This is a genomic window from Rhizobium sp. WSM1274, assembly GCF_025200775.1.
Classification (GTDB): Bacteria; Pseudomonadota; Alphaproteobacteria; order Rhizobiales; family Rhizobiaceae; genus Rhizobium; species Rhizobium leguminosarum_I.
On sequence record NZ_CP104139.1, the window covers coordinates 268,132 to 295,102 of the forward strand.

25 protein-coding genes and 2 pseudogenes are annotated in these 26,971 nt (G+C 58.9%); 16 read left to right on the forward strand and 11 right to left on the reverse strand.

Annotated elements, in window-relative coordinates; genetic code table 11:
• The first annotated feature begins 13 nt into the window (after positions 1 to 13).
• On the forward strand, positions 14 to 550 hold the full coding sequence (locus N2600_RS25505; RefSeq protein ID WP_260111434.1) for an OmpA family protein: 537 nt from the start codon (positions 14 to 16) through the stop codon (positions 548 to 550).
• Between the two features lie 310 nt (positions 551 to 860).
• Here N2600_RS25505 and N2600_RS25510 read toward each other — a convergent pair whose 3' ends face one another.
• Positions 861 to 1,331, reverse strand: a complete 471-nt coding sequence (locus tag N2600_RS25510; protein ID WP_260299265.1) for an Hsp20 family protein — start codon at positions 1,329 to 1,331, stop codon at positions 861 to 863.
• A 172-nt stretch (positions 1,332 to 1,503) separates the two neighbouring features.
• Between N2600_RS25510 and N2600_RS25515 the strand changes: the two genes are divergently transcribed.
• Positions 1,504 to 1,941 (forward strand): hypothetical protein, encoded by a 438-nt coding sequence (locus N2600_RS25515; protein WP_445944950.1) that lies wholly within the window; start codon positions 1,504 to 1,506, stop codon positions 1,939 to 1,941.
• 109 nt (positions 1,942 to 2,050) lie between these two features.
• On the opposite strand, the gene N2600_RS25520 is transcribed toward N2600_RS25515, so the two are convergent.
• A complete protein-coding gene (locus N2600_RS25520; protein ID WP_260299266.1) occupies positions 2,051 to 4,513 on the reverse strand; it encodes a beta-glucosidase in 2,463 nt (820 codons plus the stop codon).
• A gap of 199 nt (positions 4,514 to 4,712) precedes the next feature.
• On the opposite strand from N2600_RS25520, the gene N2600_RS25525 reads away from it, so the two are divergent.
• The gene (locus N2600_RS25525; RefSeq protein WP_162115862.1) at positions 4,713 to 5,351 is read left to right on the forward strand and encodes a TetR/AcrR family transcriptional regulator; all 639 of its coding nucleotides are present in this window, start codon (positions 4,713 to 4,715) and stop codon (positions 5,349 to 5,351) included.
• Positions 5,352 to 5,455: 104 nt separating this feature from the next.
• Positions 5,456 to 5,733 (forward strand): annotated as a pseudogene (locus N2600_RS25530) (LysR substrate-binding domain-containing protein); the annotation flags it as partial.
• Positions 5,734 to 5,805: 72 nt separating this feature from the next.
• Here N2600_RS25530 and N2600_RS25535 read toward each other — a convergent pair.
• The 4 genes from N2600_RS25535 to N2600_RS25550 form a co-directional block, all read right to left on the reverse strand.
• Positions 5,806 to 6,378 (reverse strand): RES family NAD+ phosphorylase, encoded by a 573-nt coding sequence (locus tag N2600_RS25535; RefSeq protein WP_260299267.1) that lies wholly within the window; start codon positions 6,376 to 6,378, stop codon positions 5,806 to 5,808.
• Positions 6,375 to 7,097, reverse strand: a complete 723-nt coding sequence (locus tag N2600_RS25540) for an antitoxin Xre/MbcA/ParS-like domain-containing protein (protein ID WP_260299268.1) — start codon at positions 7,095 to 7,097, stop codon at positions 6,375 to 6,377. Before N2600_RS25540 ends, N2600_RS25535 begins: the two co-directional genes overlap by 4 nt.
• Before the next feature lie 148 nt (positions 7,098 to 7,245).
• Positions 7,246 to 10,272: an alpha-mannosidase gene (locus N2600_RS25545; protein ID WP_260299269.1), complete on the reverse strand. Its 3,027-nt coding sequence runs from the start codon at positions 10,270 to 10,272 to the stop codon at positions 7,246 to 7,248.
• A gap of 274 nt (positions 10,273 to 10,546) precedes the next feature.
• Complete coding sequence (locus N2600_RS25550; protein ID WP_170255541.1) at positions 10,547 to 11,566, reverse strand: LacI family DNA-binding transcriptional regulator; 1,020 nt, start codon at positions 11,564 to 11,566, stop codon at positions 10,547 to 10,549.
• A gap of 169 nt (positions 11,567 to 11,735) precedes the next feature.
• Here N2600_RS25550 and N2600_RS25555 point away from each other — a divergent pair, with 169 nt between their 5' ends.
• From N2600_RS25555 to N2600_RS25590, 8 genes and pseudogenes are all read left to right on the forward strand, one after another.
• Positions 11,736 to 12,995 carry an ABC transporter substrate-binding protein gene (locus tag N2600_RS25555; protein ID WP_260299270.1) on the forward strand — a complete coding sequence of 420 codons (1,260 nt, stop codon included), beginning with the start codon at positions 11,736 to 11,738 and terminating at the stop codon, positions 12,993 to 12,995.
• Between the two features lie 63 nt (positions 12,996 to 13,058).
• A complete protein-coding gene (locus tag N2600_RS25560) occupies positions 13,059 to 13,940 on the forward strand; it encodes a carbohydrate ABC transporter permease (protein ID WP_162115867.1) in 882 nt (293 codons plus the stop codon).
• Positions 13,933 to 14,770: pseudogene (locus tag N2600_RS25565) on the forward strand (carbohydrate ABC transporter permease). Before N2600_RS25560 ends, N2600_RS25565 begins: the two are co-directional and overlap by 8 nt.
• 13 nt (positions 14,771 to 14,783) lie before the next feature.
• Entirely contained in the window at positions 14,784 to 15,926 is a 1,143-nt protein-coding gene (locus tag N2600_RS25570) for an ABC transporter ATP-binding protein (protein WP_162115869.1), read from the forward strand.
• Between the two features lie 141 nt (positions 15,927 to 16,067).
• A complete protein-coding gene (locus N2600_RS25575; protein ID WP_260299271.1) occupies positions 16,068 to 17,453 on the forward strand; it encodes a NosD domain-containing protein in 1,386 nt (461 codons plus the stop codon).
• A gap of 42 nt (positions 17,454 to 17,495) precedes the next feature.
• Positions 17,496 to 19,205: a glycoside hydrolase family 32 protein gene (locus N2600_RS25580; RefSeq protein WP_260299272.1), complete on the forward strand. Its 1,710-nt coding sequence runs from the start codon at positions 17,496 to 17,498 to the stop codon at positions 19,203 to 19,205.
• A gap of 161 nt (positions 19,206 to 19,366) precedes the next feature.
• Positions 19,367 to 19,549, forward strand: coding sequence for a hypothetical protein (locus N2600_RS25585; protein ID WP_162115871.1), 183 nt, complete (start codon positions 19,367 to 19,369; stop codon positions 19,547 to 19,549).
• 97 nt (positions 19,550 to 19,646) lie between these two features.
• Positions 19,647 to 19,892, forward strand: a complete 246-nt coding sequence (locus N2600_RS25590; RefSeq protein WP_041365332.1) for a DUF6429 family protein — start codon at positions 19,647 to 19,649, stop codon at positions 19,890 to 19,892.
• Here the strand turns inward: N2600_RS25590 and tnpC are convergent.
• Genes tnpC through tnpA form a run of 3 tightly spaced genes read right to left on the reverse strand, consistent with a single transcriptional unit; the run spans position 19,861 to position 22,315 of the window.
• On the reverse strand, positions 19,861 to 21,504 hold the full coding sequence (gene tnpC / locus N2600_RS25595; RefSeq protein ID WP_260299273.1) for an IS66 family transposase: 1,644 nt from the start codon (positions 21,502 to 21,504) through the stop codon (positions 19,861 to 19,863). The genes N2600_RS25590 and tnpC overlap by 32 nt on opposite strands.
• A 47-nt stretch (positions 21,505 to 21,551) precedes the next feature.
• Positions 21,552 to 21,902: an IS66 family insertion sequence element accessory protein TnpB gene (tnpB, locus tag N2600_RS25600; RefSeq protein WP_113109094.1), complete on the reverse strand. Its 351-nt coding sequence runs from the start codon at positions 21,900 to 21,902 to the stop codon at positions 21,552 to 21,554.
• Complete coding sequence (tnpA, locus tag N2600_RS25605) at positions 21,899 to 22,315, reverse strand: IS66-like element accessory protein TnpA (RefSeq protein ID WP_260299274.1); 417 nt, start codon at positions 22,313 to 22,315, stop codon at positions 21,899 to 21,901. The genes tnpB and tnpA overlap by 4 nt, the downstream gene beginning before the upstream one ends.
• Before the next feature lie 393 nt (positions 22,316 to 22,708).
• Between tnpA and N2600_RS25610 the strand changes: the two genes are divergently transcribed.
• From N2600_RS25610 to N2600_RS25620, 3 genes are all read left to right on the forward strand, one after another.
• The gene (locus N2600_RS25610) at positions 22,709 to 22,903 is read left to right on the forward strand and encodes a hypothetical protein (protein ID WP_260299275.1); all 195 of its coding nucleotides are present in this window, start codon (positions 22,709 to 22,711) and stop codon (positions 22,901 to 22,903) included.
• Positions 22,904 to 23,404: 501 nt separating this feature from the next.
• Positions 23,405 to 23,665 (forward strand): CopG family ribbon-helix-helix protein, encoded by a 261-nt coding sequence (locus tag N2600_RS25615; protein WP_162115873.1) that lies wholly within the window; start codon positions 23,405 to 23,407, stop codon positions 23,663 to 23,665.
• Complete coding sequence (locus N2600_RS25620; RefSeq protein ID WP_260299276.1) at positions 23,662 to 24,000, forward strand: type II toxin-antitoxin system RelE/ParE family toxin; 339 nt, start codon at positions 23,662 to 23,664, stop codon at positions 23,998 to 24,000. Before N2600_RS25615 ends, N2600_RS25620 begins: the two co-directional genes overlap by 4 nt.
• Positions 24,001 to 24,132: 132 nt before the next feature.
• Here N2600_RS25620 and N2600_RS25625 read toward each other — a convergent pair whose 3' ends face one another.
• Positions 24,133 to 24,396, reverse strand: coding sequence for a hypothetical protein (locus tag N2600_RS25625; RefSeq protein ID WP_260299277.1), 264 nt, complete (start codon positions 24,394 to 24,396; stop codon positions 24,133 to 24,135).
• Between the two features lie 149 nt (positions 24,397 to 24,545).
• Between N2600_RS25625 and N2600_RS25630 the strand changes: the two genes are divergently transcribed.
• Positions 24,546 to 25,685: an ROK family transcriptional regulator gene (locus N2600_RS25630; protein ID WP_260299278.1), complete on the forward strand. Its 1,140-nt coding sequence runs from the start codon at positions 24,546 to 24,548 to the stop codon at positions 25,683 to 25,685.
• Between the two features lie 8 nt (positions 25,686 to 25,693).
• Here N2600_RS25630 and N2600_RS25635 read toward each other — a convergent pair whose 3' ends face one another.
• Positions 25,694 to 26,740, reverse strand: coding sequence for a Gfo/Idh/MocA family protein (locus N2600_RS25635; protein ID WP_260299279.1), 1,047 nt, complete (start codon positions 26,738 to 26,740; stop codon positions 25,694 to 25,696).
• Positions 26,741 to 26,971 lie beyond the last annotated feature (231 nt).

Sequence of the window (26,971 nt, forward strand, 5' to 3'; positions counted from 1 at the left end):
GAATATCACCTTGATCTCAATTGCGACCGGATTTACCAGGCGCCTTGTTGCCGCGACAATGTTCTTGGCGCTTGCCGCCTGCTCCACCACCGAACTCGCCTCGCTGGAAGAACCTGCGGCCGCCCCTATGACCGGCCAGACGAACGATCCGGCGCCTGGTTTCGAAAACGTGGCGGCTGGAAGCGAGGAGGATTTTATCCTCAATGTCGGCCGACGGATTTATTTTACCCAGGACTCTGCCAAGCTCGATTCCGTCGCCATGGCGACCCTGGACAACCAAGCCAACTGGCTCAACAACAACCCGACCTGGATGCTCAAGCTACAGGGATTCTCCGACGATTCAGGGTCCGCGTCCAAAATGGAGACGCTGTCGCAGAAGCGCGCCGATGCCGCGATGGCTTATCTTGTCTCGAAGGGCGTTGACGCAAAGCGCATGTGGGCCAAGGGTTACGGGAACGAACGCGAAGTCCGCGACTGCACGGAGCGCTCCTGCAAAGTGCAGAACCGGCGCGTCGTCTCCAATCTCCGCAAGCAGCCCGACGCCGTCTGAGCTCTTCGCGAATGCCCATCGTGCAAAAGGGAATGAAGCCACGTACTTCGCGACAAGATGACGTCGCGTAGGTGCATTTGGGGGGATGCGGCGAAGCGAGTATGGTGGTCCGCAAAGGGCCGGCCACCAAGCCGGCCCTCTCGGATCCAACTCAATTCAGGATCGCGCTACCGGAACCGAGGCTCCGGAGCGGAGCCTGTCAAGAAGCTTCGAGAGCACACGCCTTCCGACGTCTTTTGCGCTTGCTCCGCGGCGTTTCCTGATTTCGACCGTGAACGGCTTTTTCCGGGACTTCATCGAGAGGCCCTCCTTAAGCCACTTCGCGCTCGGCTTCGATCTGGAGAGGCGCGTGCTGAAAGGAGCCGTCTCCAATCGCGATTTTGCGCGGCTTCATGGCTTCCGGCACCTCACGCTTCAGCGCGATCGCGAGAATACCGTTCGTCAAAGACGCATTCTCGACCCTGACGTGGTCCGCGAGTTCGAAGCGACGTTCAAACGCGCGCCCGGCAATCCCGCGATGCAGATATTCGCCATCCTTCCCTTCGCCCTTCTGGCCTTTCACCACGAGCACGTTCCGCTCCTGGGTGATCTCGAGATCGGCCTCGGCGAAACCGGCCACTGCCATCTGGATACGATAGTCGTCTTCGCTCGTCTTGACGATATCATAGGGCGGCCAGGTCTCGATCGCCTGCAGCCGCTGCGCATTGTTCAAGAGGTTGAAGACCCGGTCGAAGCCGATGCTGGACCGATAAAGGGGTGCGAAGTCAAGTTCGTTTCTCATAGCCATATCCTCCGTAAAGCAACATGGAATGGAGACGCGTCGAAAACGCGTCCCCGGTCTGGTCGGCCCGCGTTTGCGCTGTCGACGAAAATGATCTGGTTTCGAGCGTTTTTCGATTCAAGAGGACATTTGAAAAAATTTTGGTCCAGGCTTCAGGCGGGCCGCAAGCCTCTTGAACGCTGTTTTTCTTCACCTGAATCGAATGGCGCCTGAAGATGTTCTTCGCTTGCGTGGAAATGTTTGGGAGAAGTTCATGACCGGCAAAAGCATCAGCACGACCCCTGCGGATGGCGTCATCGAGGCGATCTCCGCCTCGCACATTCTTCATCCCCATCGCCATGTCCATTTCACCTCTCCGAACGAAATTCTCGCCGCCGACATCTCCGTGCAGGACAACAGAGCGATCCTGGCGTCGTGGGCTTCGGATCTCTTTGCGGTAGAGTCCGTTCTGGAACTGAGGCAGCCGCCTCGCGTGCCGCCTCCGGTTCGTTATGCCGAAATCATTACCGCGCTCAAAGCCCCGGATAGCGGAGGTGGTACGGCCGGCCGTGTCGTGAAAGAGCTGGGAAGCGCTCGTCCTTGGATGACGAGCCACATCCGAGGTCCTTGAACTCTCGTGGAGCGATGGTCCCGCACTATCGCCTTATCGAAGGCGCCCCTTGTCGGTCGAACGCGCCCGCGACGATGACATGACGGCCGATCCGGTATGCGACCACCGCCTACTGCGAAGGCGGCAGCAGATATGCGCGTGGTGACGGCAGGTCGATGACGAACCTGATATCCGCGGCATTGGCCGCCACGACTAGTTGGTAGTCGCCGGGCTCAGCGCGGAAGGCACCGGCCTCGACGTCGAAATAAGCGAGATCACGCGGCAGGATGTTCATCACGGCTGTCCCTGTTTCACCGGGTAGCAGCGAAAGCTTTGCGAAGGCGCGCAGTTCCTTGTCCGGCCGCTCCACCTTGGATTTTGGCGGCCGCACATAGAGCTGGACCAGTTCCGAACCGGCCCGGTCGCCGATATTGATCAGATCGACACTGACAGTCACGCCGTCCCCACCCATTTCGCTGGCTGAGAGCCGCGGCTCTCCCCAGCTGAAGCGCGTATAGCCAAGGCCGAAACCGAAGGGGAAGAGGGGCTCGACAGCGCGTGTATCGTGGTGACGGTAGCCAACGAACACGCCTTCGGCGTAACGCACATGCCCATCCTCACCCGGATAGACGGCTGGATCGCCTGTTATTGCGGAATTGTCGGCAAGCGCCTTCGGGAATGTCTGCGGCAAGCGTCCGCCGGGCTCGGCGTCGCCGAAGAGGACATCACCGACGGCATTACCCAGCTCCTGTCCGGGATACCAGATCTGCAGCACGGCGCGAACCTTGCCGAGCCAGGGCATTTCCACCGGGCCGCCGGTCTGCAGGACGACCACGGTATTGGCGTTGACGGCCGCGACCCGCTTGATCAGTTCTTCCTGCCGGCCGGGAAGCCGCATGTCTGGCAGGTCCAAGCCCTCAGTATCCCATTCGCCGTCGCGGCCGACGAAGAGAAGCGCCACTTCGGCATTCAGCGCCGTCTCGACGGCTTCCTGCATATCGGCCTCGCCCAAGGGCTTTTCGACGCCGAAACGGATGGCCGTGAGGTTGATCCCCTCCCCGGTCGCCACCGGCGTGTCGTACTCGACGGTGACGGTATAGGTCCTGCCCGCATCGAGCGCCACCGTTCCGCGCTGTTCGTCATTGGCCGTGCCGAAATAGTTCTCGCCGCGTGTCCAGCCGTCATGGCCGTCGACCGTGAGCTTGCCATCGACGAAGAGCCGCGCCAGCCCGGCATTGGTCATGCCGAAGACATGATCGCCGCTCTCTTCCGGCGCGAATTGCATCGTCATCCGCGCCGAGAAATCGGTGGGGTCGAGTTCGCCTGACGGCAGCTCGAACCAGAAGAACTCGCCCTTGTCGACGGCCTCGACATGGAGCGGATTACCCCGGCAACCACGCCCCTTGAAATATCCGACGGTGATCTTTCCCTTGAACACCTCGATCAGGCGGTTATGGCGGCAGCCGACCGCGTGGCTGACGCTGTTGGCATTGGAAAGGGCGGCTCGAATCCCTTCGAGCGGGCTGATTGTATAATGCGCCGCGATCTGCGCGCTGCCGCCGCCCATGACACGCGCGCTCGCGGCGTTGGGTCCGATCACGGCGATCCGGTCGAGCGACGTCTTGGCAAGCGGCAGGATGCCGTCGTTCTTCAAAAGGACCGCGCCTTCCGCGCCGAGACGCCGGATCAGCGCCCGATCTTCCGGCAGGTCGACCGCCTGCTCCGTAAGGTCTGGCCTCTTCTCGAACGCACCGACCCGCTCGAGCAGCAGCAGGATACGTCGCGCCGCCGCCCGGACGGTCGCCGCCTCGACCCTGCCTTCGCGCACGGCCACGACCAGCTTCTCGCCGCGATCACGCGCCGGGCCGGGCATTTCGAGATCGAGACCGGCATTGATCGTCTCGGCCGTCGAATGCGAACCGAACCAGTCGGACATGACAATCCCGTCGAATCCCCATTCGTCGCGCAGCACCTTGGTCAGCAGCCACGCATGCTCGCTCGTATAGGTGCCGTTGAGACGGTTGTAGGAGGACATGACGGCCATTACGCCGGCGCGCCTGACAGCCTGTTCGAAGGGCGGAAGGTAGATTTCGCGCAGCGTCCGCTCGTCGATATCGGAAGACATGGTCTGCCGGTCGATCTCGGATTCGTTGCCGGCGAAGTGCTTGATCGTCGCCGCGATCCCCTGGCTCTGTACACCCTTGATATAGGCGACCGCCAGTTCTGCGGTCAGCATCGGATCCTCCGAATAACATTCGAAATTTCGCCCGTTGAGACCGGAACGATGGATATTCACCGTGGGAGCGAGCAGCACGGCTGCACCCTTGCTCTTCGCCTGGTGGGCAAGCGCCACGCCCATGCGCTCGACGAGATCTGGGTTCCAGGTGGCGCCGAGCGCGATGGCAACAGGAAAGCAGGTCGCCTTGACGCCGCCGACCAGCGAACCCGCGCCGCGAGCCCCATTCGGCCCGTCCGTCACCTTGATCTTCGGCACATCAAGACGTTCGACGGGAACAGTCGTCCAGAAATCGGCGCCGGACAGCAGCGAGACCTGCTCCTCGAGCGTCATCTTGTCGAGAATGGAATCGATCATGCAAACCTCTCCTTCAACGGAATTCGGGCATTGCGAAGTGCTGGCCGAGCATGCCAGGTGTCAATTCATCCGGCGGCATCATCACTTCTCAGCGCCAGACAGTTATTAAACCTACCGATTACTCGGTATTTTTAAGATGTCAACTGCCGAACCGTGATGTATGGATGGAGGGCGGGAGAAAGGGCAGATGGAAGAGACGATGGCAGAATTTCTCGAATCGAAGACCAGACAGGACGAAAAGCGATGGCGCCGATCTCGCAAGGGCGAAGCGCGCCGCGCGGAGATCCTGTCGGCTGCGATGCGACGTTTTGCCGAAGACGGCTACCAGAATGCCGCCATCGGCGATGTGGCTCGCGACGTTGGCCTGTCGCTGCCGGGCCTGCTGCACCATTTCCCGACCAAGGTCGATCTCCTGCTTGCCATTCTGGACAAGCGCGATCTCGAATGTGAAAGCTACATCGGGCCCTATCGTTCCGATCTCCGTGGCCTGCTCAAGGGCATGGTAGAGGTCTTTCGCCGCAACGCCGAAATGATCGAGGTCATCAGGACCTTCGCCATCCTGAATGCCGAGAGCCTGATGAAGGATCACCCGGCCAAGGCATGGTTTCTCGATCGCGCCACCCAGCTGCAGGACGACATCGCCGCCACCTTCGACCAAGCCGTCGCCGATGGCTCGATAGACGGCAAGATTGATGGCAGGGCAATGGCGGCCGAGCTGATCGCCGTGATGGACGGACTTCAGATGCTCTGGCTGCGCGATCCCACCCGCTTCGATATGGTCGGCGGGTTGGAAGCCTATGTCGGCCGCTTGCTGGTGAGCCTTGGTTTGGAGGATTGAGTTTTGGCTTGCGGCTTGCGGACGCTCAAAGCGGGCCAACCAGATCATGATGGGGTTAAGGCTTCGTGATATCTTGGCCGACCAGCAAACCCGTATGCGTCGTGCCATACGAACGGTTGCTTCTGTGGAGAAGTCTTACATTAAAGAATACGGATGCAGAGCTGCGGCCAGCCCAAGATGGCCTCGGCCTCGCTCCATTTGCCCGGTCTACGTCGCAGAGTCGCACATGCGAGCCGGAACTCTGGTCCCCGTCCTCACCTCCTTCATGGTGCCATTCGGCGCGCTCTCGCTCGTCTGGCCCTCCAATCGTCAGCTTTCACCAAAAGCCCGCGCTTTCGTGGATTTTGTTGTTGCGAACTTTGCCGCCCGACCCGACGCTTTCGACCAGCGCCAAGTTTGTCGCGATGATCGAGATCGACTGAATGCCGAAGCACGACAGCGCCACGCGTCCTTCTCACCGATTGGACATCATTCCCCTATCTATGACCGTGAGGTGAAAGGCATCGAGTATGGGGCCGAGCGCCGACAAGCGGATGAGATCCCATGCGGGGCTGTCGGCCTCAATGCTGGCCGTAGCGCGATCATAGATGGCAACGCACTGCTTGTTGGTAATCCGGGACATGTAGAGAATGCCGTCAAAATCGGTGCGATCGTAGATTTCCTGACTGAGCCGGCGTCCGCTGGTCTGTGCCCTGGCTCGAACGGCATCCGTCGAGACCCCGAGCAGGTTTGCGCCTTCGTAGCGCAGGTCGAGCAGGAAAAGCGGACTGGGGTTTCGGATAACGGCGATCGAATAGCGGTCGAACTCCTCCCGCAGTATCAATCGCTCGGCCTTGCCTTGAAACCGGTCAGCGGGATCCTGAGCGAGATAGAGCAACTGGAACTTGTCCCTCGGGCTCGAAAACCGCGTCTTGCCGAAGCCCATACCGAGAGGCGTCGCGGCGTGAGCGCGCGAGATGATTCTGACATAGTCGGTGATGTCGGCGCGAACGGCGAGGCGCTGCAGGACGGCCTTGTCGAGCGTCATTGCGCGGAGAAATAGGTCTGGGCCGCGTCGATGACCTCGCCCGCATGATCCTGTCGCAAGAGGTTTATGGGCCTGCGCCCGCCCAGCATGGGATTCGGCTGGCTGAGCCAAAGCCATGCTACCCGCTGATTGGAAACGAGAGCGGCAATCGTTCCTATGCCCTTTGCCGGACGCCCGTCGATGAATTGTTCGATCGGATAGACGTGCTTCCTCGTTCCTTTCAGCAGTGCGATGACCTCGCCGGCATGCTGCCAGCGATTGAGGGTGGAGCGCGCAATTCCGAAATCGCGCTGGAGTTCGTTTGCGCCGGCAACCGGCCCCGCCCATTCCTCGAGCTTGCGGGCAACCGCAAACTCGCCTAGCAATCGCTCGCCTTCCTCCGCTGCGGCGATCTTCCCAAGCCCTTCGCCTTTGGAGGGTTCCACGGCCGTCGGAATTTCAAGTGCGATCTTGCCGCCATCAGGTTCATCGTTGAAGGTCTCTACCAGACCACGAATGCGGCGGGCAAGTTCGCCCTGTCGCTTGCTGAGTTCGCGTCGCACGCTAACGGGAAGATCGACAATGGCCGCGGCCGCCGCTCCCGCAATTCTGGCGGACAGGGCAACCGAGCCGGACTCGAATGCAGCGTCGGCTTTCAGCACATCTGCGACTTTGGCGGCGACACGATCGGCGACCTGCGCCTGACGAGCACGATCCAACTGCACATGGGAACCAGCCATGAAACTATCTCCATTCTTAGAGGAGCTGATATAATCTCAAATGGCCCATTTGTCCAGTTTGTCCCGCTAAGAGGCTTTGCTCTATTGCGAGTCCCGCAACGCCTCGCGGCATCGAAGCGGCGAGGCGTGATCTCTCCGGAAAGGAACGTCAGCCATTCTGCAGCTTCCAGGTCCGGATTTCGAACGGCATGATGTCGGCAGGTCCCTTTCGCTCCATCGGCTCCTCGAGAATGTTCAGCGGCTGCGATGCTTTCCATCCGGAAGGCAGGCCGAGGGAGAGCCTGCCACGCCGACCGGCCGGTTCGTAAAGGCGCAGGATAAGCCCATCGCCCTCTTCCGCCGGCTTCAGGCCTGAGAACGCGACGGGGATGCCGGTGAGCGCAAGCGGCGCAAAACTGCCGGCGGAGAGGCCGCTGGATTCAGCCGAGACGAGCGGTTGGTTGAGATCGATCGCCTCGTCGAGAACGCCGCCTTCATGCCAGGCGCCTTCATGCGGCATCAGCGCATAGGTGAAGCTCTGCTCGCCTTCGTCGGCCAGCGGATCCGGATAGATCGGCCCGCGCACGAGGCTCATGCCGATCACGTTGCCGCGGGCGCTATGGCCGTATTTGGCATTGTTGAGCAGCGCCACCCCGAAATCCGGCTCGCTGATATCGACGAAGCGGTGCGCGACGGCCTCGAACATCGCCTGGTCCCAGGACGTATTCGTGTGCGTTGCCCGCTCGACGATGCCGAAGGCACATTCGAAGGTCGCCTTGCGGGCCTGCGCGGCGACCGGGTTCAGGGTGCGCAGCAGCGTGCGGCGATCATGCCAGTCGATCGTCGTTTCGATGTCGAGCCGCCTGGCGTTGGCCGTCAGCACATAGGTCTGCGTGACGCTCGAATTCCGGTAGCGGTAAACGACGCGGATCGCCGCGCGGTGCGGGCCGTCTTCCACGAGGTTGATACCATCAGGCGCATCGAGGCGGACGGCCTTTTCGGCATAATCCGCGTCGATATCCCAAGCGTCCCAGTTGCGCGGCTTGTCGGCCGGATAGACCCAGAGCTGGTTTGCCGAACCATCGACGGCTTCGCGGCCGGTCGCCTTGTGGATAAGGCTCGCAACCGCTCCGTCGTTGCCAATGACGACCGCGAGGTGGTCGTTTTCGAGACGGTCGGGGCTAGCCTTTAGCCCGCCCGCCGGCCTGAGCGAGCCCTTGTCGAAGACCGCGACGGATAAGGGCGCGACGAGATCGGCGGCGGCGACGACCGTGCCGTCGGAGAGTGTCGCGCTGAGCGGCCTCGGCGCAAGAGACGGATTGACGACGACGAGGGCATCGCCAACCCCGCCTTTCGCCAGCTTGGCCGACAGCGCTTGCAATGCCACCGCCTGTTCGGCCTTGGCATGTTCGATGACGCCCCCCAGTTCCTGCTCCGCATCCTGATAGACTTCACGGATGCTCGAGCCCGGCAGAATGTCGTGGAACTCGTTTTTCAGAACCACGCGCCAATCCGTCTCGAGGCTTCGGGGCCTGTCTGCTCCGAGCATATGCGCCAGCGAAGCAATGGTTTCAGCGGTGATCAGCGCCCGTTCGGCCTGGCGATGCTTGCGCTTGACGCCGCTTTGCGACGTTAGCGTGGCGCGGTGCAGTTCGAGATAGATTTCACCGTCCCACACGGGAAGGTTCTTTTCGCCTGCGGTGCGGTGCGCCTGCTCGTAAAAGCTTTTGACGGTGCCCCAGCGCGCCTGCGGAATTGCCGGGAAATCGCGCAGCTGCACTTCGCGCTCGACCATCTCCGGCGTGACGCCGCCGCCGCCGTCGCCATAGCCGACGGCCAGCAGCGAAGTATGGTGCTGCGTCTTGCCGCGGAAATTCTTCCATGTCGGCACGTAGCAATCGGGTTGCACGAAGCCGTTATAACCCTGCATCGGATTGTCGAACGTGTGGGTCAGCACCCGGCTGCCGTCGAGACCCTTCCACCAGAAGAGATCGGAGGGAATATGGTTGGTCTCGCTCCAGTTGACCTTGATCGTGAAGAAGCTGTCGATGCCGCCCTGTCTCAGGATTTGCGGCAGCGCACCTGAAAAGCCGAAGCAATCGGGCAGCCAGCAGACCGTGTGGCGGGTGCCGAAGGTCTTTTCAAAATAACGCTGGCCATAGAGGACCTGACGGGCGAGGCTTTCGCCGGTCGGCATGTTGGTGTCGGGCTCCACCCACATGCCGCCGACGGTTTCCCACTTTCCTTCCGCGACCTTCTGCTTGATGCGCTCGAGAAGCTCCGGGTCTTCCTCTTCCATCTGCGCGTAATAATGAGCGGTCGATTGATTGAAACGGAAATCGTCGGAGCGCTCCATCAATGACAGGGCCGTATTGAAGGTGCGCCGCATTTTCCGCCGCGTCTCGCGATAGGGCCAAAGCCAGGCGAGATCGATATGCGCATGGCCCGTCAGCAGCAGTTCTCCATTCGGCGGGAAGCGCTTTTGCAGCTCCTTCAACCGCGCCGTCAGAGCCTCGAATGCGGTGGCCGCCGAGCCGCTCTGCTCGTCCGTAAGGCCTGCCGGATCAGCCTCAAGCTCCGGCAGTTGCCAGATCTTCTGCTGCATGACGGCGCCTGACGTGCGGGAGATATAAGCCGCCGTATCCGACGGCCAGTCGAGGCTGCGCAACGCATGCTCGGCGGCATCCATCAGATGCGGCACAACTTCATGCTCGCCCAGCGCATCGATTGCCTCGGCAACCTGCTTCAACAGAAGGTGCAGGCGATGGGCGGGTCCGTCGAGCCAGATAAACCGGGCCTTGTTGAGTTTGGGCGCTCGATTGGGCTCGCCGAACGGAAAGCGGGCGACGGTTTCCGTTGCAATCGAAAAGCGGCGGCCCTTCACCGGGAATTCCTGATGATAGGGATCGAGACCGAATGTTTCCGTCTCTCCATCGGGATAGCTCAGTGTGATCAAGCTCTCGCCGCCGAGGTCGAGCTGCAGGCGAGTATCTGCAAGAGGCCACGACTCCGGCGCTTCAGCGGTTGCGGCAAAATGCACCACTCCCTGGCGGTGCGGCCAATCCTGGTGATGGCCGATCGGCTCGCCCTCGAAACTCCAGCCGTCGATCGCAGCACTTTGTCGATCCCGCCAATGCGCCAACTCGGCAATGCGAACTTTCAGACGATCGAGGCGCTGGGCAATGGTCAGAGGCATGGCTTATCCTGTTGAAAATCGACGGCTGACAATCTTGTCGTCATGCTTTTGAGGTCGTGGTCATGGTTTTGGGGGAGATGAAGATGGCGCGACCGACATCGCGATTGCCCGGCCCCTCCTCCAAGCGGGCTTGCAGAGTCTTAGATTAAGTAACTTTGATTTGGCGTCAAGCCCGGAAGAAGTGAACCGCTCCGGGTTTACCGGATATCACCGTCACGCCATTTCTTGCGAAAGCTTGCTTGCTCGACCAGACACTCTCGCGCATGAGCTCAGATTACAAGGAGGACACCGAAAGTCGCTCCACCAAATTGCAGGACATAACTCGACTGCTCGGGCAAACTTCGCTTCCCGCCACCACGCTATTCAACAATTCAGCCCCTTGCAGACCAAGACCGTAATATGGCAAGGCGGCAGTGGTCAGCTCCGGCTTCAGCGCCAGGGAAACTGTCCGGAAATCGTCAAAACCGACAATACTGACATCCTCGGGAATCCGAAGACCCAATGCCATCGCCGCGATATAGATTTGGATCGCCATTTCGTCGTTGCCGCTCATGATTGCGGTCGGTCGATCCTTTTGTTGAAGCATCTCGGTGGCGGCAGCAAAAACGTAGTTCTTCTCTGCTCCGACGGGTCCTTCCATGCCAAGGCGGATCGTGAGGTCACTGTCCGCAAGGCCAAAGTCTCCAGCGGTCTTGCGGAAAGCATCGAGGCGCAGTTCCGCACCAAGCAAAATCGGATTGAGCCGGATGTAGCCGATCTTTCGATGACCCCGCTCAAGCAGATAGCGGGTCAGATCTCGCGCACCCTGATAGTCATCGGGTTCGATCGACGGCAACAATTCCCTCGTTTTTGGTCGGCAGTTGATCATGACTGTGGGGATAGCGACGTCGCCGATTTCGGGGTCAACGATGCGATGGTACATCGTTACATAGAGAACACCGTCAATGCGGTGCGATTGGAACATTTTCCAAATTTTAATTTCCTGTTCGGATGCGCCGCCGGTATTTGCCATCAGAATGGTCTTGCCGTTAGCATTAGCCCAATCCTGGATCCCGCGAACGATATCCACTGAATAAGGCGTCGTCGACACGTAGTCAGCGATGATACCAAATGTGTTGGAGCGACTTGAGCGTATCTGGCGCGCCGCCATATTCGGCACATATCCGAGGTCTCGAATTGCCCTTTCGACCCTCTCTCTCGTTTCCTCGGTCACATATGGTTCGCCGTTAATGACGCGAGACACAGTTTTGTTGGAAACCCCCGCCACCTTCGCGACGCTGACTATGCTCACCATGGACGCCAATCTCCTTGTCGGATTCGTTTTAATCCAGACAAATGACAACGTCGACATATTTTTATGACAACGTCGTCATTTCATATTGACAACGTCGTCATACGAGGACTACCTTCGCACCAAGAAGGAGGGCTCAGTGCAAGTGCAGCGAGCCAAACGGGAGGAATCAATGAAGAAATTGCTTGGTGCCAGCGCACTCGCGCTTGTTTTCATGGCCGCCACTGCCAATGCCGAAACCATCAATATCTTGGTCGAAGGTGGTGGCGAAATGTTGCAGAAGGCGATCGCCGAGAAGTTTACTGCCGAAACAGGCATCAAGGTGAACTTCACGACCGTTCCCTATCAGGGTGTATTCGACAAGTTCTCAGCCGAAATCGCCTCAGGTTCTTCCGCGTTCGATGTCGTGACGATCGACGTCGTGTGGAATGCGAAATTCGCGAGCCACGTCGAGGATCTTTCGGCTCTTTTCACCGATGCGGTTCGTGCGGATCTGCCGCCTTCCTTGCTTGCCGATGCGAAGGCCGGTGACAAACTGATCGGCATGCCTGCCTGGGCCAATGCCGAGATCGTGTTCTATCGCAAGGACCTGTTTGATAAGGCGGAGGAAAAGGAGGCTTTTCAGGCGAAGTATGGCTATCCTCTCGCGCCGCCCAAAACCTGGCAGCAGTGGCGCGACATCGCGAAATTCTTCACGCGTGACACTGACGGCGATGGAAAGACCGACTTCTGGGGCACCGACACCATCGGCACGTTTTCAGAGGAATGGATGGCGCATGTGCTGCAGGCGGGTTCGCCAGGGGTGATCCTCGATAAGGACGGGCAGGTCATTATCGACAATGAGGCGCACAAGAAGGCACTTGAATTCTATATCGGGCCGCACTGCATTGATCATTCCGTTCCTGAAAACGTGAACGAAATCGGCTGGGGCGAGGCGCAGAACCTGTTCTACCAGGGCAAAACAGCCATGATGAAGTTCTGGGCGCACGCCTACAAGATGACGCCTCCGGATTCAAAAGTCAGCGGCAAGGTCGGTGTGGTGCCGATGCTGGCCGGCGACGCCGGGATCGCAGCTGTTCCCGGCCCTTGGTACAACGTCGTTCCCTCGACATCCGAGCACAAGGACGCTGCAAAAAAATTCATCTCGTTTGCCATTGCCAATAATGCATTGGGCATCGAAGCTCCGCTCGGCCTTGCCGCGACGAATTCCGCCTATCGCAGCTATTCAGGCAAGGCCGGCTATGAGCACTTCCCCCCACTTCTTGAGACGCTGAGCGCGCCTGCCACCCAGGGCCGGCCGATCAACGAAAAATATCAGGAAATCGTCGACGAAGCCGTGCTGCCCGCTATCCAGAAGGCACTCACCTGCAAGGCGGATACCGGGGAGGTTCTGACGGAAGCCAAGGAAACGATCGAGGACATTCTCAACTAGCCTCGTACATTCCTCCACGTCGTGGGGCAGAATATGCCCCACCCTTAGCTTTCGGAGACGGACATGTCGGGTGAAGACCGATTTGTACTTTGCATGCTCGCGCCTGCTGTCGCCATCCTCGGCGTGCTGGTCGCTTACCCGGTGGGGCTCCTGGTCTTCGATTCCTTTTTCAAGGTCGATACGATCACGCCCCATATTCGCGAATGGGTCGGGCTGCAGAACTACGTCGATGCCTTGACGTCGAAACGTGTCATCGAAAGCGCTCTGCGGACCGTTCAGTATTCGCTCTTCGCTCTGTTTTTCGAGTTCACGTTCGGCTTCTGTGCGGCGCTGCTTTTTTCGGCGCTTGCCGGTCAATCGCGGTGGCATCGCACGATTTTCGCTCTGCCGTTGATGGTTCCGCCGATCGTCGCGGGTCTACTCTGGCGCTTTCTGCTCGTCGGCAATATCGGCATTCTGAACTATGGGCTCGTTCGTTTGGGTCTGATAAGCGATCCGGAAGCGATCGCATGGCTGTCCAGCGAAGATATTGTCATCTATTCCGTTTCCTTTGCCGACATCTGGCTGACGACTTCCTTTGTCGCCCTTGTGTCCTATGCCGGGCTGACGAACATCCCGAAAGACCTGCTGGAGGCAGCGCGGATCGACGGGGCGAACGCGCTCAAGCGCTTTTGGCATGTCACCCTTCCCCTTATGCGGCCGGTGATTGCCGTCGTGGTGATCGTGCGGGGCGTGGATGCTGCAAAGACATTCGACCTGATCTGGATACAGACGCAGGGTGGTCCCAGTCATGCTTCTGAAGTGTTCTCGATGAACATCTACCAGCGCATGGTTCGGTTCGGCGATCTTGGCGAGGCTTCCGCGTCCGGCACATTGTTTCTCATCGTCATGATGCTTTTGGCGGCGGTCGCCTACTGGAAGATATGGAGGCCGGTCCATGCGTAGAGCTCCTAGCCTCAATCTCAGGGGAATCCTGATCAACGCGGCAGCCCTCGTATTGGTGCTATCCTACGCACTGCCTTACATCTATCTCCTCATGACCTCGATCAAGCCGGCGGCTGATGTCCAACAGATCCCGCCAAGCTTCTTTCCCGCCGTTGTCTCGTTCGAGAATTTCCGCGAAGTGCTGCGATCCTCCACCTTGCCGAGAGCCTTCGTCAATTCCCTCACCGTCGCGGTGCTGACGACGGCTCTCTCGCTTTCGGTGGCCGTGCCTGCCGCTTACGTTGCCACGCAGTACCGGCGCCGGATCACCACCATTTTTCTGCTCTTCGCCTTGGTGACGCGCATGGTGCCGTCGGTGGCGCTCGGAGTGCCGCTGTTCCAGCTTTTGAAGTCGCTGGGTCTGCTCGATACCATTCCAGGCCTGGTGCTCGCTCACACGTCGGCCGCGGTACCACTGGCACTGTTGCTCATGTCCGCGTTCTTCGAGGGCATACCGAAGGAGCTCGAAGAAGCGGCGCGCATGGATGGCTGCACACGATTCCAGGCGTTTCGAAAGATCGTGCTTCCGGTCATGACAGGCGGGATAGCGGTCACCGCGCTCTTTACCTTCATCACAAGCTGGAACGAGTTCCTATACGCGCTGCTGCTGACGTCGGAGGCGACCAAAACGGCGCCGATCGTCATCGCCGAATACAATTCGGTATATGGGCTTGCCTGGGGGGGCGATGACCGCCGCGGCCGTCCTCTACTCGCTGCCGGTCATCATCGTAACGCTCGCATTGCAAAAACAGATCGTCGGCGGCCTGACTTTCGGCGCTGTAAAGGGATGAGGGAGGCAAAGGCATGGCCGGCATAGAGTTGCGCAATATCAACAAGGTCTACGGAAACAGGTTTCACGCTCTGCACGATCTGAGCTTCGACATCAGGGATGGCGAGTTCATGGTGTTTGTCGGTCCGTCAGGATGCGGAAAGTCGACGGCGCTCAGGATGATCGCTGGTCTGGAGAGCATTACGAGCGGTGAACTCAGGATCGGTGACAGGCTAATCAACGATGTCGATCCCAAGGATCGCGACATCGCCATGGTCTTTCAGTCCTATGCGCTCTACCCACACAAGACGGTGCGGGAGAACATTGGCTTTCCCTTGCTGATGGCAGGCCTGCCGAAGGCTGAGATTGCCAGCCGCGTAGACGAAGCCGCCCGCATCCTCGAACTGACAACTTTGCTCGACCGCAGACCGGCACTCCTTTCAGGAGGTCAGCGTCAGCGTGTCGCCATGGGACGGGCGATTGTCCGCAAACCAGCAGCCTTCCTGATGGATGAACCGTTGTCGAACCTCGATGCCAAGCTGCGCGTGCAGATGCGCGCCGAGATCGCCAGTCTCCAGAGAAAACTGAATGTCACGACGATTTACGTGACCCACGACCAGGTCGAGGCGATGACGATGGGTGACCGCGTCGCAGTCATGAAAGGCGGCGTGCTGCAGCAAGTCGACACACCGCAAAACCTCTACAATCGTCCTGACAATGTCTTTGTCGCCGCCTTCATCGGATCGCCCTCGATGAATTTGTACGAGGCCGTTCTGAATGGGAGAACGCTGACCCTGGGCAGCAACAATCTGGAAATCCCCGACCGGGTATTCGAAGACCGCCCCTCGCTCAACGGTGCGTCCAACCGCCGGGTCATTGTCGGTATCCGGCCCGAGCATATGAACGACGCCGCAATCCGGCCCTCTTCGGCCGAGATCTCGGCCCCGGTTACTCTTGTCGAGGCGCTAGGTTCTGAATCCATGGTGCATCTGAATATCGACGCCAGCCGGGTGGACGCCGGCGACCCGGACGCCGTCGTCGACATCGGCAACGAAAAGGCTGCTGTAGCCCGCTTTTCTCCGAAGAGCGCAGTCCGCGCAGGTGACATCGCGCGCATCGCTATCGATGCCGACGAACTCCATTTTTTTGAACCGGACATCCGCACCAGCATACGGTGATGGTGCGCAGGATCTTGCTCCAAACTCGAACAAGAGAGCCGGTTGAACGCATTTTCCCAGGCGGCTTGGGCACGACAAGCCAATCAAGAACATCGGTCTACTCTCGCTGCAGAGTAGGAAATGACCGAGGAGACATGAACCATGGCAAGTGACAATTTTTACGACGTTACACAGTATCCCGTAGGCAACCCCTATGAGGATATTGGCGCGGTCATCAATAGCATCATTGCGGATATTAAAAGCAGGCAAGCGGTTCCCGACCATAATGACGGCGGAAAGCCTGGAGCAGTGATCTATATACCGCCAGGCGATTATCGTCTTGCCACTCAAGTCACTATAGACCTGAGCTATCTGAAAATTGTCGGCTCGGGACATGGTTTTACGTCGTCGAGCATCCGTTTCAATACACCCGCAGACGAGCTGGCACAGTGGCGCGAAGTGTGGCCGGGCGGAAGTCGCATACGTGTGGACATGTCTCCGGACGCCGCCGACGGCGTGGCTGCCGGAGCCGCGTTTTATGTCCACCGCACCGGCAATCCTCGCATAAGCTCTGTGGAGTTTGCCGATTTTTGCATCGATGGCCTGCACTTCATGGACGACGGTTCGGGGCAGAATGATGCGGAAAATACCTACAGGAATGGCAAAACGGGAATCTATGTGGGCAGCGCCAATGACTCATTCCGAATAACGGGGATGGGCCTTATCTATCTGGAACATGGCGTGACTGTTCATGACGCGGACGCGCTGGCGATAGACAATAATTTCATTGCTGAGTGCGGCAACTGTATCGAATTGAAAGGTATGGGTCAGGCCTCGAGGATAGCGAATAATTTTGTCGGAGCCGGATATAGGGGACATTCCATCTACGCTGAAAATTACGGGGGCATCCTGGTCTCTTCAAACAACGTCTTCCCCCGAGGCGCGAGCAGTGTCTATTTTTCCGGCGTGGTGCGTTCCTCGATCACAGGAAACAGATTCCATTCCTTCTATCCCGGAATGTTGGTTTTTGCTGCGAACTGCTGCGAAAACCTGGTGTCCTCAAATCATTTCTTGCGTGATCGCGAGCCGTGGGCGCCGATGCAGAAGTACGATAACGGCCTGGACGACCTGTTCGGACTTTTGCACATTGATGGCAGCAACAATTCTGTCATCGCCAACCACATTTCAGAGACGATCGATACTCAATATATCAAGCCTCTCGCCGCAAAGCCTGTGATCATCAATGTTGTTTCCGGCAGCGGCAACTACATCGCCAACAATCACATCGTGGCCACAACCGAAATGTCGCAAATCAACGATGCACCAAACAGTGCCTGTTTTTCCACGCAAGTGGGCGCGTTGCTTTCAACGGACAATTTGAAGGCGCTCGAGGTAACGGCAGTACGGGTGCAACGGGGTTCGGTGCGGAATACCGTTCTGGATTCAGGCAATGTCGAACAGGTCGAGATGGACAGAGCGGTGAATGCTTTCAGGGGCACTCCAGTTCTTGGGCAATCGTCGGCAGAGTTTCCACTAGACCGAGCATAGCCAGGTCGTAGGTCAAAAATACAGTGATTCGGAGTTGTGTTCATGGCAAACCAAATGGACCGGGAAGATGACCCGTTGACGCAGCAAAACCTGTTCCTACCCTCTGGGTACCGCTTGGAATTTTGGGCCGCGGGCGACGGCTTTTTTCGTATCGACATTGACGGGAAAACGGTTTGGCAGGTTCGGTCATTTGCCATCGATCCGGAGTTTTTCAAATATCACCACAGGGAAGCTTGCGAGGTCACCATTGTCACCAATGCGCCGGACGCTGTTCTGTGGGCCTATGGATATCAGCCTCAAACCGTGAACGAGACCGGCATAACGGTGTTTGAATTCTCGCAAAAAGGGATCCTTCAGCACACCGGCGCGGAAATTGAAGATTGGCTTCGGTCCGATCCGGATCGTCCTGTGCTTCATTTCTCGCCAATCCGGCATTGGATGAACGACCCGGTCGGTCTCTGCAAGATCGACGAGCTATGGCACCTTTTTTATCAATTCCATCCCGGCGGCAGTGATTGGGGACCGATGCACTGGGGACATGCGACCAGCCGCGATCTGGTCAATTGGCTTCATATGCCGGTATTTCTGCATCCGGAACAGAACCTGTGGCGTCTCGGCGCTACAGGAGGCGCATTCTCCGGCAATGCCTTTCGGGATCGAGATGGAAGTTTGATGTTCTTTTACACCGAGCGCCTGCCCGCCTATGACCTTTTCAAGGGCTATCGGGAAATTCAGAAAATAGCGCGCCCAGATCGGCGGATGATCAAGGCGGAAGGCATTGTGACGGTGTTGGAAGAGCGTCCCGACGGGGTCGAGCACGATTTCCGCGATCCAAAGGTTTGGTGGGACGACGCAGCCAATGCCTATCGCATGATACTCGGCGCATCGATTGAAGGCGATCCCGCGGTGTTGTTGTTCGGCTCCGGCGATGGCCTCGATTGGCAATATCTCAGGCCGCTCTACCGTGCGCCGGTTAAATTCCGCCAGGAGGGCGCGCGTGCGGTGGAATGCCCGGATTTCTTTCGGCTGGAGGAAAAGTGGGTTCTGGTGATGGGTTTTGTTGGCCATGTCGAGCCACGAACACGGCGCCACAATCTCCTTTATGCCCTGATCGGCGAGTTTATTGACGACTGCTTCGTGCCCGACATCCCGGAACTGCAATTGCTGGATTTCGGCACCGATTATTACGCGATGCAGAGTTTCGAAGCGGGAGGGCGCCAGATCGCCTTTGCCTGGCTGTTCAACTGGGAATACCGCAAGCTTGAGGGTTCGTCCTATTCAGGGGAGCTGTCCCTGCCCCGTGTTCTGAGATTGAGTGAAGACAGGAAGAGGCTGCGCATGCTGCCGGCGATCGAAGTCGACGATCACTTTGCCGCTGACCCTATCGTCGTGGAACAAAGCGGCAAATTCTCGCTACCGATGGCGCCCATTGAAATCCGCCTTTCCGGCGCCCTGGAAGGTAGCAAGGTCGTTGCGACGCAGGGCGGCGAACTTGCCTTCGAGGTCGGCGTCGCAGGCGGTATCCTCTCGATCCGGCTCGCTCAGGACGACGGCTCGATCCGTTACGTGGCGGAGCTTGGCGACGGAAAGGAGCTTCGTCTGTTTCATGACCGTGGAATCGTCGAGATCTTCGCCGATGACGGAACTGTCTGTGGAACCCGTCGCGGCTACGCGAACATCAACCCAGATTATCTGGAAATCTCATCGTCCGCTTCAACGCGGGTGCTGGAAAGAGATGCGAAACGCTGCTGAGCTGCTGCGAGATGAGCTATTGAATGAAACGCTCGTCACTGGCTCATGCTCGTCGAGCGCTTCAAACTGGCGTATGGATCATAGACTGATCACTGGTTCGGCCCTATTTGACCAGAATTGCAGTGATATCGCAAATTTCAGGCAGCGCTGGGGAGGGTGGGATGCTTCAAGTCCGCAAATTATTGACAGCCGCGACAGCCGTCATCGTGGTTGTCTTATCGTCCTGCACGACGAGCTCGAATGACTCGATGCAAACCGGCTCGGTTGGATATACCGGCGCCGACTATTCGCTCAGGCCTGCCTGCCGCGATGGATTCGGCAACGATCATCCTTGCAGCTATTAGAGGCAATGGCTGCTCGACGAGCGATATCAGCGGATGAGCGTATCCATCCGAGGTGGGCCGCAGGACTTAATGGGGCTCGCGTGGTAACGTCGGGTTCATGGAGATCGATGAGGACAAGATCGACGATGCCGTTTTGGCGCTGTTGTGGCTAACGCTGCATAACGAGCGTTGTGCCTGGAAGGGCTTTGACTGGGCAACGACGGATCGCTTGCATCAGAAGGGCATGATCGGCGACCCGGTGAACAAGTCGAAGTCGCTGGTGCTGACGGACGAGGGTCTGCGGCGGTCGGAGGAGCTGTTTCGGACGCTGTTTACGCGGCAACCGATATCGCCACCGCCTTGATCCTCTTCCATTCCCAAGGCAAGAGCTCACGCAGGCGGGAGACGGGAAGATCTGCGATGCGCGTCAGCACATCTGCGAGCCAAGCCTTCGGGTCGATGTCATTGAGGCGGGCCGTCGTAATAAGGGTCAGCATGATGGCCGCCCGGTCGGCGCCCCGCTCGGATCCGGCGAAGCTCCAGTTCTTTCTTCCACATGCAACCCCGCGCAGGGCTCTTTCCGCCGCGTTATTCGTCATGCAGATCCTGCCGTCGTCGGCGTATCTGGCAAAGTCGGTCCAGCGCGACAGCATATAGTTGATGGGTTCAATCACCGGTGAGGATCGCGACAGGCCTTCGAGTTCCAGCCTGAACCAAGCCTCCAGTTCGTCGAGCAGCGGCTTGCTCTTTTCCTGGCGCACGGCAAGGCGCTCTTCGGCACTCCGACCGTTGATCTCGCGCTCGATGGCGAACAACGCGTCGATGCGTTTAACCGCCTCCAACGCCGTTGCCGAGACAGGCCGTGCGCCTTTACCTCGGCGTGCACTGCGAGAGACGTCGGCCAACTCGAAGAACTTTCGCCGCGCATGGGCAAAACAGAAGGCTGGCGTTACCGGGATTTGTTTCCTGCTCCGGTCGAAGAGCGGATTGAAGCCATTGTAGCAATCGGCCTGCAGGATGCCGGTGAACTCGGCCAAATGTCGTTGCGGATGTTCGCCACGCCGGTCGCTGGAGGCGTAGAAGACGGCAGCCGGCGGCGCGAGCCCTCCAAATGGCCGGTCGTCGCAAACGTAAGTCCATATGCGGCCGGTAATGCACTGCCCCTTGGCCAGGATCGGGATGGTGGTGTCGTCGCCGTGGAGGCGCTCGGCCGCAAACACGTGGGTTTCGATCATGTCGAAGAGTGGCTTGACGGCGGCGCTGACGTAGCCAACCTGGTCGGCGAGCGTCTGGGTTGACAGATCAATCCCCTCGCTGCGGAACCGGCGACTTTGGCGGTTCAGGGGCTGATGCTCGGAGAATTTGTCGAAGACGATGGTGGAAAGAAGGTTGGGGCCAAGGAAGCCGCGCGACGTGGCATGGAAAGGCGCCGGCGCCTGGCTGATGCAGCCACAGTCCCGGCAGGTAAATTTCTCCCGGACGGTTTCGACGATCTTGAAGCGGCGCGGGACCTCCTCCAGCGTCTCGGTAGTATCCTCACCGAGCTTCGACAGACGCTCGCTGCCACAATGGGTGCAGGCGGTCGGCGCGTCGACGACGAGACGTTCGCGCTCAATATTTTCTGGCCAGGGTTTGCGCACCGGGCGCTTGCGGGTGAAGGCACGAACGGTCTGTGTTTTCGCTGAGGCCGCCTCTGACGCAAGCTCATCTTCGGTCGCATCAGCGACCAGTTCCTCAAGCTGCAATTCCATCTGGTCGATCAGCCGCTGGGTGCGCTCCCGGCTCGGACCGTGTTTGTCGCGTTCCAACTTGGCGATCAGCAATTGCAGATGGGCGTTGAGCGCCTCAATGCCGGAAAGTTTTGCTTTTGCACTGCTCGCTTCAGCCTCAGCGCGTATCCGCGCCTCGCGTTCCGCCAGCAACGCGGCGTGGGCGCTGGTTAGATCGTCCGGCAGTGAGAGAGGCGGTAACGACATGCTGTCATAGAAGCATATTTATCCAACAAATTCAATGCAAAAGACGTTCAGACCCGCGTCGGGCGCCAGGTTTCCTGAGGGGCTCTCCAGTCAATTCCGGACAGCAAATAAGAAAGCTGCGCCGGCGTGATTGCCACCGCGCCGCCCTCTACATTCGGCCAGATAAACCGGCCGCGTTCCAATTTTTTCGTGAACAGGCATGCGCCCTGGCCATCATGCCAGATCAATTTTACCAGATCACCTCGGCGGCCCCGGAAGCAGAACAGATGACCGCCCACCGGGTCATGCTTCAACACTTCCTGCACCCGAAGGGCTAGCGAAGGAAAGCCGCACCGCATGTCTGTATGTCCGGTCGACAACCAAACCTTGACACCCGTTCCCATCGGAAACGGGTTCATCGCAACGTCTCCAGACCCCGCATAATCCGCAGCAGGACGTCCACGTCGACATCCCGACCGACGATCACACGCCGGTCGTTCGCACTCACCACCTCCATGCGACCCTGGTCGCTGACAGGCGGCGGCACAGCGACAGTCGCCGCAGATGGCGTCTTCGCAACAGCCGGCTCGGCAACAACGATCGCTGGAACAAACCCGTTCGTCGAGCGGTGGACAAGCCGTCCTTCCCGGACGGCCCTGCGCCAGGCATTCAACTGCCAGCGCGTGATCCCATGACGCTGCGCCGTGGCCGTCACCTGCCGCGGGCCGTTATAACTCTCAGCCACAATCGCCAGCTTCGCTTCATCCGTGAAACGCCGGCGACGCCCGCTATCGACAATCTCCATCCGGGCTAAAATGCCCGGTGAGATCATTCATCAAGTCCATGTGTGAAGCACCGTCTATATTGCCGTCTATATAGACAGAGCATCCACACTCTCACTCACTCCACAATGCGGCCCAACTCGGATGCCTACGGATGAGCCGTCGGAAGCAAATATTCATTCCGCTCTTCAGCTTTGTCGTGAGCGTTCAAAGTAGCGATTCACGATGTCCTTGACTTCGCTTGAACTGAATCGCGGAACCCATCTGTGCGGTATCGCGACGGTCCTTTCAAGAGGCTGACGCTTGCGCAATTGTTCGAGCATCTCCGGATCAGCATCTTTGCGCACAGTCACGTAGATAAATCCGCAATTAGGTAGCAACTGCCATCAGACTTCGGCCTGCTGAACCCATAGGATCGGTGTGATTCTAGGGAGTAATTGTGCATGGTCCTTGTTGCAGACGAATTGAAGCGGAAACAGGCCGAGATCCGCTTGAGGATTGAGGAGCTGCGGTTGGAGCTTGCTGCGCTGGAGCAGCAGCAGGCCGCTTTCGTCGTCATCATGCGGACATACGAGCCGGAATATGATCCCGGCACGGAGCCAAGCGTGTTCGGCCGCGGAAGACCGTTCCGGTCGTAACCGAGAACTCGCGTCGGCAAGCCTGACATTTGAAACGGCGGCGCCGGATCTCCCAGCAGTTCGAGTGTGAGCAGCGGTCGCAGGTCGGCTTTCCTTCCGTATCCGGCCAGGGGGATAAAGCAGAAGGCCTTGTAGGGCCGCTCCTCGTCGAATGTACGGAGGTTTCTTTAGCGTAAAGCTCCGGCAGTAGGACGACAGCAGGAAGTGCTGGTTGCCCCAATATTTCGACCCTCCGGAGTGCCTCCAATTCAGAGGAGATGGAGTTCTGCGGCGGAATGACGGACGGCAGATTGGTCGCCATGTTCAGGCCCTTGAAGGTTACGCGATACGACAGGACGTCGCCGAGGTCGGCGTGCGGAAGATCAGCGTCGTCGTATGCCTATGGACCTGAACATGGCGCGGGCCATTCCAGGGTGTCCGCCAAGGGTTGATCGGTCATTGAATTTGACGTTAGCCGGCCGATGAGCTATCTTCCCTGTATTACAAAAGCAGGAAAAAACGATGTCAGGACGTGAGCTGTCAGATCCAATCACCATGCGGCTGCCGCTGGACGTGCTATCTGAAATCGAAGAGATCGCTGAAATATGCGATCGCAGCCGAAGCTGGGTCTTCGTCCGTGCTCTGAAATCATATCTAGCCGCAGAGGGGCGCGAGATTATCGAACTCGCTCAGGCAAGGCGAGATATTGAAAACGGGCTGGGGCATGATCTTGACGACGTGATTGACGAAGTCGATGCGATCGTCAAGGGAGCGGCTGCTTGAAAGTCACCCTCTCTCCTAAGGCACGAGAATACGTAACGCGCGAAGCGAAATATCTTAAATCGGGAAGTCCCAGAGCAGCTCAACAATTTGCTGATGACATCAAGCGGCTTAGGCAAGGACTCAACCGCTTTCCGGAGATGGGAAAGTTCAACGACGAGGTTCCCGTTCCTGGAGTTTTACGCTTTGTCATGGGACCATATCTCGTTGATTATGAGATTCGGGGCGACGAGATTTCAATATTCGCGATCCGTCACGGCCGCGAACGTCCGCCAGGCGTTGGGATGGACGACGATTTCGACCTCGAAGAACCTAGTAGCGATCCCCGCTCCAAGTAATTCCTTCTCTGGTGGCAGTTGCTACCTAATTCCGGATAAATCCCGCTTGCCCGGCTTGAGGGATATCAACGCCGATCATTAACCAATGGATGAGCTTCGGCAGCTTTTGACCAGCGATACCGTCGAGCCCGATCACCATTGCGGGCTTTCCTGCCGAGCCTTTGCCGCAACATAAATGATGACGACGAGGAACAGGATCGCGAACAGGCCATCTCCGACACCGCTCATAGCTCTGCTCATTTCGATCTGCCCAAGGGCGATAAGTGAGAGGTAGACGAAAGGGAGCGCCATGACGCCAAGGAACATGAAGAGGTATCTAAGGCTCGCTTGCAGTACGAGAATTGGCTGGGTGGCGTTTGGGTCGCGGTCGGCGGCGGGAGAATGTTCATCAGTCATCGGTTGAACTCAACTCTCCACGCAAGTAATTCCGAGCACATCTTAGCTGCGTAGAGCCGCGGCCCTTCGTTACAGGCATCTGCTGGAAAATTGTTACGAACACCTGCAAGCGTGATACACAACCGAATAGTGCTCTAGGAAAGACGGTCATGCGGTATCTTCGGTCAGGGCCGCGTCGGCTTCATACTCAGGAGATGGGCGGTCCGCGCGCCAAAACGGTGGGTCTGAGGTCGGGCGAGATCGCCGACCGGAATATTCGCGTCATTCTGGAGGCGATCCGCCGCCATGGCCCGTTGACGCGGATGGAGCTTGGCCGGCATTGCGGCCTGACCGGGCCCGGCATCACCAATATTCTGCGGCGGCTGGCGGAAGAAAAACTCGTCACGTCAAACCGCCGCAATGGAATCGGGGGTGGCGCAACCGCCACGGAATTCGCGCTTCGACCGGAGGGCGCCTTCTCGGTCGGCGTCAAGCTTCGCCAGAGGCGTGGCGAGATGGTGCTCATCGATCTCAGCGGCCAGGTGCACGACCGGGTCTATTTCGGCCTGGACCCCGCCGACAAAGTCGGCCTAGTGCACGCGGCCGTCAGGGATATGGTCGATCGCCACGCCGCCCTGCCGATCATCGGGTTCGGCATCGCCGCCAACGACTGGACAGACGATCAAAGCGAGCAGATCGCCGCAATCTCGACGATCGCGCGTCCCTATGTCGAGAACGAATGCACGGCGAGCCTTCTCGCGGAACGCACGATCGGCAGCTTCGGCAGGGAAGGCGGACTGGCGATGATCATCGTCGACGACGACGTTCAGGCCGGCTTTCTCATTCGCGGTATTCCCTATTCCGGCGTGCATGGCCGGGCAGGCAGCATCGGCGAAATGCTGACGGGTCCAGACAATGTCCAATTGAACACCGTCGTCGGTTTCGAATCCCTGAGATCACGGATCGGCGACCAGGCATTCACCCGCCTGCTGCAAGGAGAGGAATTCTCCTTGCCCTCACTGTCGCAATGGATACGGGAAGCCGCGGGCCATCTGCTCGACCCGATCATCGCCATGGCCGGTTTTCTCGCCCCGAGCGTTGTCATGATCGGCAGCGACCTGCCGCAGAGCGTGATCGAAGCGCTGATCCATCAGCTTTCGATCGAGCGGCGCGACACCTCGACGAGACCATTGCTGACCCCCTGGATTTCGCCGATGAAACCCGCGAGCTTCAGCGGCGGCGGCGTTGCGCTCGGTGCAGCACTCCTGCCCTTCCTCAACACTTTGCTGCTGCCGCCGGCTTCGGCCTGATGGCCGGGTCAGGCGAGCGCTTCATCGGCGTGGCTGAGATCGGAGGCCAGCGCCTTGTCCAGGACTTTCTGGATATTGGCCGCCCGCCGGAACGAGGGTTCCTGGGTCCTGCCCGCCCGCACGGCCTGGACGAAACGCTGATAGTTCGTCTCGACCGGATCGAAGGGGACGTCGCGCCAGGTCGCCGTGTGCACGTCCTCTCCAAGACAGGCGCGTAGCGTCGATTTTCCGGTATTGTAGATCATCTCGATCGAGCCGGTTTCGCCATAGACCCTGAGGCGCAGCTGATCCATCTGTCCGGCCGCCGTCCGCGTCGCCTGGATCGTCCCAATTGCGCCATTGGCGAAATCGACATTCATCGTGAAACTGTCGTTGGCGTCGAGATCATATTCGCCGATCCTATGGTCCGGTGCCTTGTCGAAGGTCTTCAGCCGGGCGAAGACATGGGCGATGTCGAGCCCTGAACCATAGGACGCGAAATCGACGATGTGAATTCCGATATCGCCGAGCGCGCCGTTGGATCCATGTTTTTTGCTCAGCCGCCACAGCCATTTGCTTTCGCTCTTCCAGTCGCCCCAGTGGCGGCCGACCAGCCAGCTTTGCAGATGCGACGCCTCGACGTGGCGCACTTGCCCTATTTCGCCGGCAAGCACCATTTGCCGGCCCTTCTGAAGAGCGGGCGAGTTGCGGTAGGTGAAATTGACCATGCCGACCTTGCCCGATCGCTCGATGGCCTCGGTCATCTCCATGGCCTTGATGGCATCGGTGGCAAGCGGTTTTTCGCAGAAGACGTGCTTACCGGCGGCGATTGCCTGCAGCGTCGTCGGGTAATGAATGCGGTCCGGCGTGACGTTCGCCACTGCGTCGAACTCGCCCCAGGCGAGAGCATCCTCGAGGGTAATGAAATGATTGGCGATGCCATGTTCGGTGCAAAAGGCCGCGAGCCTTTCCGGGACGACATCGACGCCGCCCACGACACTGACGCCTTCGATCGCCTTGAAGTTGGCGGCATGCTGGTTGGCCATTCCGCCGGTACCGAGAATGAGTAAACGCATCTTATCCTCCATGGAATTGACGTCCCGCCTCAGTTGAGCCGGGGCAAAACCGCACTCACGCCATCGCAGCCGTCAGCGATTGCCTCGTGCTCTTCTTCAGGAAAATTGCGGTGGATGCGCCGCGCGTCCCGCGGGACGCTCCATCACCTTCACGACGCAGATCCTTTTCCGAAAATCGATCTCGATTTTCCGGAACTCTGCGCTAGCTGCTGTTGATTGTCGCCAGCATCT

Excerpts from the sequence above, each read along its gene's own strand:
- N2600_RS25510 (WP_260299265.1), bottom strand. The coding sequence starts at position 1,331 with ATGAGAAACGAACTTGACTTCGCACCCCTTTATCGGTCCAGCATCGGC.
- N2600_RS25520 (WP_260299266.1), bottom strand. The coding sequence starts at position 4,513 with ATGATCGATTCCATTCTCGACAAGATGACGCTCGAGGAGCAGGTCTCG.
- N2600_RS25525 (WP_162115862.1), top strand. The coding sequence starts at position 4,713 with ATGGCAGAATTTCTCGAATCGAAGACCAGACAGGACGAAAAGCGATGG.
- N2600_RS25535 (WP_260299267.1), bottom strand. The coding sequence starts at position 6,378 with ATGACGCTCGACAAGGCCGTCCTGCAGCGCCTCGCCGTTCGCGCCGAC.
- N2600_RS25540 (WP_260299268.1), bottom strand. The coding sequence starts at position 7,097 with ATGGCTGGTTCCCATGTGCAGTTGGATCGTGCTCGTCAGGCGCAGGTC.
- N2600_RS25545 (WP_260299269.1), bottom strand. The coding sequence starts at position 10,272 with ATGCCTCTGACCATTGCCCAGCGCCTCGATCGTCTGAAAGTTCGCATT.
- N2600_RS25550 (WP_170255541.1), bottom strand. The coding sequence starts at position 11,566 with ATGGTGAGCATAGTCAGCGTCGCGAAGGTGGCGGGGGTTTCCAACAAA.
- N2600_RS25555 (WP_260299270.1), top strand. The coding sequence starts at position 11,736 with ATGAAGAAATTGCTTGGTGCCAGCGCACTCGCGCTTGTTTTCATGGCC.
- N2600_RS25560 (WP_162115867.1), top strand. The coding sequence starts at position 13,059 with ATGTCGGGTGAAGACCGATTTGTACTTTGCATGCTCGCGCCTGCTGTC.
- N2600_RS25570 (WP_162115869.1), top strand. The coding sequence starts at position 14,784 with ATGGCCGGCATAGAGTTGCGCAATATCAACAAGGTCTACGGAAACAGG.
- N2600_RS25575 (WP_260299271.1), top strand. The coding sequence starts at position 16,068 with ATGGCAAGTGACAATTTTTACGACGTTACACAGTATCCCGTAGGCAAC.
- N2600_RS25580 (WP_260299272.1), top strand. The coding sequence starts at position 17,496 with ATGGCAAACCAAATGGACCGGGAAGATGACCCGTTGACGCAGCAAAAC.
- N2600_RS25585 (WP_162115871.1), top strand. The coding sequence starts at position 19,367 with ATGCTTCAAGTCCGCAAATTATTGACAGCCGCGACAGCCGTCATCGTG.
- N2600_RS25590 (WP_041365332.1), top strand. The coding sequence starts at position 19,647 with ATGGAGATCGATGAGGACAAGATCGACGATGCCGTTTTGGCGCTGTTG.
- tnpC (WP_260299273.1), bottom strand. The coding sequence starts at position 21,504 with ATGTCGTTACCGCCTCTCTCACTGCCGGACGATCTAACCAGCGCCCAC.
- tnpB (WP_113109094.1), bottom strand. The coding sequence starts at position 21,902 with ATGAACCCGTTTCCGATGGGAACGGGTGTCAAGGTTTGGTTGTCGACC.
- tnpA (WP_260299274.1), bottom strand. The coding sequence starts at position 22,315 with ATGATCTCACCGGGCATTTTAGCCCGGATGGAGATTGTCGATAGCGGG.
- N2600_RS25610 (WP_260299275.1), top strand. The coding sequence starts at position 22,709 with ATGGTCCTTGTTGCAGACGAATTGAAGCGGAAACAGGCCGAGATCCGC.
- N2600_RS25615 (WP_162115873.1), top strand. The coding sequence starts at position 23,405 with ATGTCAGGACGTGAGCTGTCAGATCCAATCACCATGCGGCTGCCGCTG.
- N2600_RS25625 (WP_260299277.1), bottom strand. The coding sequence starts at position 24,396 with ATGACTGATGAACATTCTCCCGCCGCCGACCGCGACCCAAACGCCACC.
- N2600_RS25630 (WP_260299278.1), top strand. The coding sequence starts at position 24,546 with ATGCGGTATCTTCGGTCAGGGCCGCGTCGGCTTCATACTCAGGAGATG.
- N2600_RS25635 (WP_260299279.1), bottom strand. The coding sequence starts at position 26,740 with ATGCGTTTACTCATTCTCGGTACCGGCGGAATGGCCAACCAGCATGCC.